At 50.9% G+C, this 6,600-nt stretch carries 7 protein-coding genes and 1 tRNA gene; 2 read left to right on the forward strand and 6 right to left on the reverse strand.

Going from position 1 to position 6,600, the window contains the following annotated elements; translation table 11 throughout:
- Positions 1–19 precede the first annotated feature (19 nt).
- From OGX92_RS21460 to ilvL, 4 genes are all read right to left on the reverse strand, one after another.
- Positions 20–949 carry a branched-chain amino acid transaminase gene (locus OGX92_RS21460; RefSeq protein WP_003829030.1) on the reverse strand — a complete coding sequence of 310 codons (930 nt, stop codon included), beginning with the start codon at positions 947–949 and terminating at the stop codon, positions 20–22.
- A 17-nt stretch (positions 950–966) separates the two neighbouring features.
- Complete coding sequence (ilvM, locus tag OGX92_RS21465) at positions 967–1,230, reverse strand: acetolactate synthase 2 small subunit (RefSeq protein WP_003018017.1); 264 nt, start codon at positions 1,228–1,230, stop codon at positions 967–969.
- Positions 1,227–2,873 (reverse strand): acetolactate synthase 2 catalytic subunit, encoded by a 1,647-nt coding sequence (gene ilvG / locus OGX92_RS21470; RefSeq protein ID WP_003829032.1) that lies wholly within the window; start codon positions 2,871–2,873, stop codon positions 1,227–1,229. Before ilvG ends, ilvM begins: the two co-directional genes overlap by 4 nt.
- A gap of 139 nt (positions 2,874–3,012) precedes the next feature.
- A complete protein-coding gene (gene ilvL / locus OGX92_RS21475) occupies positions 3,013–3,111 on the reverse strand; it encodes an ilv operon leader peptide (protein WP_001311244.1) in 99 nt (32 codons plus the stop codon).
- A gap of 352 nt (positions 3,112–3,463) precedes the next feature.
- On the opposite strand from ilvL, the gene OGX92_RS21480 reads away from it, so the two are divergent.
- Positions 3,464–4,984 carry a YifB family Mg chelatase-like AAA ATPase gene (locus OGX92_RS21480; RefSeq protein ID WP_048237104.1) on the forward strand — a complete coding sequence of 507 codons (1,521 nt, stop codon included), beginning with the start codon at positions 3,464–3,466 and terminating at the stop codon, positions 4,982–4,984.
- Between the two features lie 24 nt (positions 4,985–5,008).
- On the opposite strand, the gene maoP is transcribed toward OGX92_RS21480, so the two are convergent.
- A complete protein-coding gene (gene maoP / locus OGX92_RS21485; RefSeq protein WP_003018025.1) occupies positions 5,009–5,347 on the reverse strand; it encodes a macrodomain Ori organization protein MaoP in 339 nt (112 codons plus the stop codon).
- 106 nt (positions 5,348–5,453) lie between these two features.
- Here maoP and hdfR point away from each other — a divergent pair, with 106 nt between their 5' ends.
- Positions 5,454–6,299 (forward strand): HTH-type transcriptional regulator HdfR, encoded by an 846-nt coding sequence (gene hdfR / locus OGX92_RS21490; RefSeq protein ID WP_008787063.1) that lies wholly within the window; start codon positions 5,454–5,456, stop codon positions 6,297–6,299.
- Positions 6,300–6,399: 100 nt separating this feature from the next.
- On the opposite strand, the gene OGX92_RS21495 is transcribed toward hdfR, so the two are convergent.
- Positions 6,400–6,475: transfer RNA gene (locus tag OGX92_RS21495), tRNA-Trp, on the reverse strand.
- Between the last annotated feature and the right edge of the window lie 125 nt (positions 6,476–6,600).

Here is a 6,600-nt window from a genome sequence, read left to right on the forward strand (position 1 = left end):
TGGGGAAATATTAATTTTGTTATTGGTTTACTGAATCCAACCAGCCGTATTTATCTTCCGTTTCACCGGTGAAGAGGCCAAAGAAGGCCTGCTGGATGCGTTTGGTGACCGGACCGCAGCGGCCTTCGCCCACCTGGATACCATCGACACTGCGTACTGGGGTGATTTCGGCCGCGGTACCGGACATGAACACTTCGTCAGCCAGGTACAGTGATTCACGGGACAGCACCTGCTCACGAACTTCGATATCGAGATCTTTCGCCAGCTTAATGATCGCATCACGGGTGATACCCGGCAGTGCAGAAGAGGTAAACGGCGGGGTAAACAGAATGCCGTCTTTTACTTCAAACAGGTTTTCGCCCGCACCTTCGGAGATGTAGCCATTCACGTCCAGTGCAATGCCTTCCTGATAGCCATGACGACGCGCTTCGCTACCCACCAGCAGTGAAGACAGATAGTTACCGCCTGCTTTAGCCGCGGTAGGGATAGTGTTCGGCGCAACGCGGTTCCAGGAAGAAACCATCGCGTCGATCCCCTGCTCCAGCGCTTCTGCACCAAGGTAAGCGCCCCACGGGAACGCGGCGATGATCACGTCAGTGGTGTATCCCGCTGGCGGGTTAACGCCCATCCCCACGTCGCCAACAAACACCAGCGGACGAATATAGGCGCTGGTCAGATTGTTTTTACGAATCACCTCGCGGCAAGCTTCCATCAGCTCATCAACGCTCTGAGAAACCGGAAAACGATAGATCTTGGCTGAATCACGCAGACGCTGCATATGTTCGCGATGACGGAACACCACCGGCCCTTTGTGAGAATCGTAGCAACGGATGCCTTCGAATACTGAAGTACCGTAGTGCAGCGCGTGGGACATCACGTGAACCTTCGCGTCTTCCCAACGAATCATCTCGCCATTAGACCAAATGTAATCAGCTTTTTTCGTCGTCATTTTTCTTCCTTTTGCGCTCAGGCGCGGATTTGTTGTGATGTGGTTGTGCTCTGGCAGATAGCAACATGTGCAACGTCTACCAGTTTACTTAACTGACTAAACAGTAAGTCGACCGACCGGGGGCTGGCAACGGTCAATTCGATATTTATATTTTGCGCATCGCTGGCGGCTTCCATATTCATGGAGCACACCTGAAAACCACGATGGCGTACCACGCGTAAAACACGTTCTAACGTTTCCGGATTGAAACGAGCCTCAACGGCGACCTGATGTTGCATCATGATAATTTCTCCAGCATTTCTGAGTTACTGGCACCTGGCGGTACCAGAGGCCAGACATTCTCAAGTTCGTCGATTGAGACATGAAGCAGGTATGGCCCCTCGCTGTTCAGCATGGTGTCGAGTGCCGCTTCAACCTGGTCTTTACGGGTGATGTGTTGACCTGGTATGCCGAAGGCGCTGGCCAACATGAGGAAATCGGGGTTATCGGTAAGGGTGGTTTCGCTATAACGTTCCTGGAAAAACAGCTGCTGCCATTGTCGCACCATGCCTAACCGCTGGTTGTCGAGTAAGACTATTTTCAGCGGCAACTGCTTGCGTTTTACGGTGCCCAGTTCCTGTACATTCATCATGAAGGAACCGTCACCGGAGATACAGATTACCGTATCGTTCGGGCGAGCAACCTGCGCGCCAACCGCTGCTGGCAGGCCAAAGCCCATCGTACCCAGGCCGCTCGAGGTGATGAAATTTTCCGGGCGGGTGTAGGTCATATGCTGCGCCGACCACATCTGATGCTGACCAACATCCGTTGTCACTACGCTGTCCGCGGGTTTGCGATCGGACAACTGCTTCAACAACAGTGGCGCGTAGATAGCCTCACCGGGATGATCATAGCGCCAGGTATGCTCTGTGCGCAGTTCAGCGCTATGTTGACGCCATGCGTCAATCTTCAGCGATTGCTGCAATGCCGGCAGCAGAGAATTTAAATCACCTTGCAGGGCGACGTGCGCCTGGCGCAGCTTGTTCATTTCCGCCGGGTCGATATCCATGTGGATCACGCTGGCATTCGGTGCGAAGGTATTCAGCTTGCCGGTCACCCGGTCATCAAAACGCGCGCCCACTGCAATCAGTAAATCACATTCTTGCACCGCGAAATTTGCCGCTTTAGTGCCATGCATTCCCAACATACCCAAATAGTATGGGTAGTCAGCTTCTACTGCGCCCAGCCCCTTCAACGTGCAGGCGACCGGCATTTGGGTTACCGCGATAAATTCACGCAGGGCCGGGACCGCCTGCGCCATACCAACGCCGCCACCGACGTACAGGATCGGTTTTTGCGCCTGCGCCAGCATTTTACGTGCCTGCTCAACATCCGCGTGCGGGAAAACCTCTACATTTTCGACGGTCGTAAAATACGGCTCCAGCGTACCGCTGGCCAGCTGGATGTCTTTCGGGATATCAACCAGAACCGGACCCGGACGACCGGAGTTCGCCACAGCGAAAGCCTCTGCCATGATGCGCGGCAGCTCTTCCAGTGACTGCACCAGGAAACTGTGTTTGGTGCAGGACAAAGACATACCGAGAACGTCCACTTCCTGGAACGCATCCGTTCCGATGAAAGGTGAGGCCACCTGACCGGTGATCGCCACCACAGGAACAGAATCTAACAGCGCATCGGCGAGTCCGGTGATCAGGTTGGTAGCGCCAGGACCTGAAGTGGCGATACACACACCGGTTTTACCGGTCGCACGGGCATAGCCAATTGCCGCCATTGCCGCACCCTGCTCGTGTCGGCACAACAGGTGTTCTACGCCGCCGTCATACAACGCATCGTAAACCGGCATAATTGCGCCACCAGGATAACCAAAGACGGTTTGAACCCCTTGTGCACGCAACGCATGTACCACCCACTGTGCCCCATTCATAGTTACATCCCCGCCGTAAATCTTGAGAAACAGAACTTTATGCTACCGTTCACTTTCTGCTCCTCATGTATGTTTTTAAGGTCAAAAAAAACCCCCGGACCTTTCGGTGCGGGGGTCTTAGTTCGTTAAGGCTTGTTTTCTAAGCCTTTCCTCGTCCAAGTGCAGCCCCGCACGGTGGGATAATAATCACCACCACGCTAATCACGACCAGGCTAATCACTCGTAGAAGGGCTGTCATTTTTGTATTTTCTTGCATCTTGTTCGAAGGAATACCTAAAGAGTTACCATAGAACTTGCAAATGACACAAGATATTTTTTTATTCGTTTTTCTGACGCCGTTAACGGTTTAGATAAATATCATTGTTTTTTATACAAAAAATCAAAAGTGAAAATATTTCACTTTTCAGGTGATTCTCGGCAACCCGTTCCCTACTAAAAACGTTATTCAAAAGCGTTTGCGAGCGCTATTCCAGGCTTTATGCAAGCAGTATTGAGCTACATAAAAACACGGGAATAAGCCTCTAAAAACCGTAATTATGTGAAATCTTGCCGCGATGTATTGCGACATAATGCTTTCATCAGGAGGGCTTATGTCACTATCGATTGTTCACACACGCGCTGCGCTGGGCGTGAATGCGCCAGCTATTACCATCGAAGTACATATCAGTAATGGTTTGCCTGGTTTAACCATGGTGGGATTACCCGAAACAACGGTAAAAGAGGCTCGCGATCGAGTTCGCAGTGCGATTATTAATAGCGGTTATGAATTCCCGGCGAAGAAGATAACCATAAACCTCGCTCCGGCCGATCTCCCGAAAGAAGGGGGACGATATGATTTACCTATCGCAGTTGCGCTTCTGGCAGCGTCTGAGCAGCTTACAACCCATAACCTCGATACATATGAGCTGGTAGGCGAATTAGCGCTTACAGGCGCGTTACGCGGCGTTCCCGGTGCGATATCAAGTGCAACTGAAGCTATTCGCGCAGGCAGGAGAATTATTGTCGCAAAAGAGAATGCAGCTGAAGTGGGACTGATACACGGTGAAGGGTGCCTTATTGCCGATCATCTACAGGCTGTATGCGCATTTCTCGAAGGTAAGCATGATTTAGACAGACCATCATCGGCAGATTTTACCCCCTGCGCATTAGCAGATGATCTGAGCGATGTTATCGGCCAGGAACAAGGTAAACGCGGACTGGAACTTACCGCAGCTGGCGGTCATAACCTCTTACTCATCGGGCCGCCGGGAACGGGTAAGACCATGCTGGCCAGTCGCCTGAGAGGATTGCTTCCGCCACTGAGCAATGATGAGGCACTGGAAAGCGCCGCGATTCTAAGTCTGGTCAATTCCGACACGCTACAAAAACAGTGGAAACAACGCCCTTTTCGTTCGCCGCATCACAGTGCTTCATTAACCGCCATGGTCGGTGGAGGCTCTATTCCTGCGCCAGGCGAGATATCTCTGGCGCATAACGGCATACTGTTTCTGGATGAACTTCCCGAGTTTGAGCGGCGCACGCTGGATGCACTGCGAGAGCCCATTGAGTCCGGGCAGATTCATTTATCCCGCACTCGGGCAAAAATAACTTACCCCGCGCGTTTTCAGCTTATTGCTGCCATGAATCCCAGCCCAACAGGACATTATCAGGGGAACCATAACCGCTGTACCCCAGAGCAGACACTACGCTACCTCAATCGATTATCAGGTCCATTTCTTGACCGCTTCGATCTCTCCCTCGAAATCCCCTTACCGCCGCCCGGCATACTCAGCCAGAGCCAGGTAAAAGGGGAAGATAGCGCAACAGTGAAGCAACGCGTTATGGCAGCACGAGAGCGTCAGTATCAGCGGCAGAATAAGTTAAATGCGCATCTGGACAGTCAGGATATCCATAAATACTGTCCATTGCGTAGCGACGATGCGCAGTGGCTTGAAGAAACGCTCGCGCATCTCGGATTATCCATCCGCGCCTGGTTACGCCTGATAAAGGTCGCTCGAACGATCGCGGATATAGAACAATCTGACCATATATCTCGCCAGCACTTACAGGAGGCTGTTGGGTATCGGGCGATAGACAGATTACTCATTCATTTGCAGAAACTACTGGCATAAAAAAAGGGCTTTCGCCCTTTTTTATTAATCATCAGATTCGGTGTAGTCTTCCGCACCTTCCACCTGAGGTTTCCCGCCAGACAGCGTGTGGAAGCGTTTTGGACGCTTAATGCGCGTCATGTATTTGGACCACACACGTTCAGCTTCGGTAACCGGTTCGCGCTCACCACGGCATACCGCAACAAACAGTTTTTCTTCTTCCGTTACCGGCTCACGCTTGCCCAGATCCAGCTCGTTGAAAGCATAACCGTGACGCTCAAGCAGTTGTGCTTCTTTAATGGTGAAATCACCATGACGGGAGAATCCGCGGGGATAATATTTATTATCGAAATATCGATTAGTCGTCGTAAAGCTTTCCGCCATCCTGCACGCTCCTAATTCTTTGGCCGAGCTATTTATGGCGCGGAGTATTAGTTACGCTTGACAGAGCGTCAAACAAAAGATTTAAATCATAACGACAAATAATTTTATGGAGCGAGTTGTGGATACGGAATTGTTAAAAACTTTCCTGGAAGTTAGCCGGACACGCCACTTTGGCAGGGCTGCTGAAGCGCTCTATCTGACCCAATCAGCGGTTAGTTTTCGGATCAGACAACTGGAAAATCAATTGGGTGTAAACCTGTTCACCCGACACAGAAACAATATCCGTTTAACCGCTGCAGGTGAAAAATTATTACCTTACGCTGAAACGCTGATGAATACGTGGCAAGCAGCACGTAAGGAGGTTGCGAATACCTCGCGGCATAACGAGTTTTCTATTGGTGCCAGCGCATCCCTCTGGGAATGCATGCTTAATGGCTGGCTGGGGCGTTTGTACCAATCCCAGGAGCCACAATCCAGCCTGCAATTTGAAGCGAGGATCGCGCAGCGACAGTCGTTAGTAAAACAGCTTCATGAACGACAGCTTGATCTATTGATTACTACCGAAACGCCCAAAATGGACGAATTTAGCAGCCAACTGTTGGGATATTTCACGCTGGCGCTCTATTGCAGTTCTCCTTCACAAACCAAAGATGAACTGAATTATCTGCGTCTGGAGTGGGGACCTGACTTTCAGCAACACGAGGCTGGATTGATTGCGGGAGATGAAGTGCCGGTACTTACCACCAGTTCGGCAGAATTAGCCAGGCAGCAACTTTCAGTCCTCAAAGGTTTTAGCTGGCTACCGGTCAGCTGGGCTAAAGGTAAAAGCGATCTCCATACGGTTACCGACAGTACAACGCTTTCACGCCCGTTATATGCAGTTTGGCTGCAAAATAGCGATAAACATGCGCTGATTTGCGATCTGCTGAGAACGAATATTCTGGAAGATTAAGGAAAATGCTGGCAAGGAAGCCGGGAGTAAAATAGAAAGAAGGAAAAACTCAAATTACAGGTAAAAAAAAATCCTTAGCAATAATGCTAAGGATTGTTTCTGGCAGGGGCGGAGAGACTCGAACTCGCGACACCCGGTTTTGGAGACCGGTGCTCTACCAACTGAGCTACGCCCCTAAATCTTCTTATCATTAAGCCTGCTTAGTAGCAGGCTTAATTTTCTAATAAGTGGCGGAACGGACGGGACTCGAACCCGCGACCCCCTGCGTGACAGGCAGGTATTCTAACCAACTGAACTACCG

The organism is Citrobacter sp. Cpo089, from assembly GCF_030332695.1.
Lineage (GTDB): Bacteria > Pseudomonadota > Gammaproteobacteria > Enterobacterales > Enterobacteriaceae > Citrobacter > Citrobacter portucalensis.

What these genes read in the sequence shown, in the direction of transcription:
- OGX92_RS21460 (WP_003829030.1), bottom strand. Translation starts at nt 949, where the DNA reads ATGACGACGAAAAAAGCTGATTACATTTGGTCTAATGGCGAGATGATT.
- ilvM (WP_003018017.1), bottom strand. Translation starts at nt 1,230, where the DNA reads ATGATGCAACATCAGGTCGCCGTTGAGGCTCGTTTCAATCCGGAAACG.
- ilvG (WP_003829032.1), bottom strand. Translation starts at nt 2,873, where the DNA reads ATGAATGGGGCACAGTGGGTGGTACATGCGTTGCGTGCACAAGGGGTT.
- ilvL (WP_001311244.1), bottom strand. Translation starts at nt 3,111, where the DNA reads ATGACAGCCCTTCTACGAGTGATTAGCCTGGTCGTGATTAGCGTGGTG.
- OGX92_RS21480 (WP_048237104.1), top strand. Translation starts at nt 3,464, where the DNA reads ATGTCACTATCGATTGTTCACACACGCGCTGCGCTGGGCGTGAATGCG.
- maoP (WP_003018025.1), bottom strand. Translation starts at nt 5,347, where the DNA reads ATGGCGGAAAGCTTTACGACGACTAATCGATATTTCGATAATAAATAT.
- hdfR (WP_008787063.1), top strand. Translation starts at nt 5,454, where the DNA reads ATGGAGCGAGTTGTGGATACGGAATTGTTAAAAACTTTCCTGGAAGTT.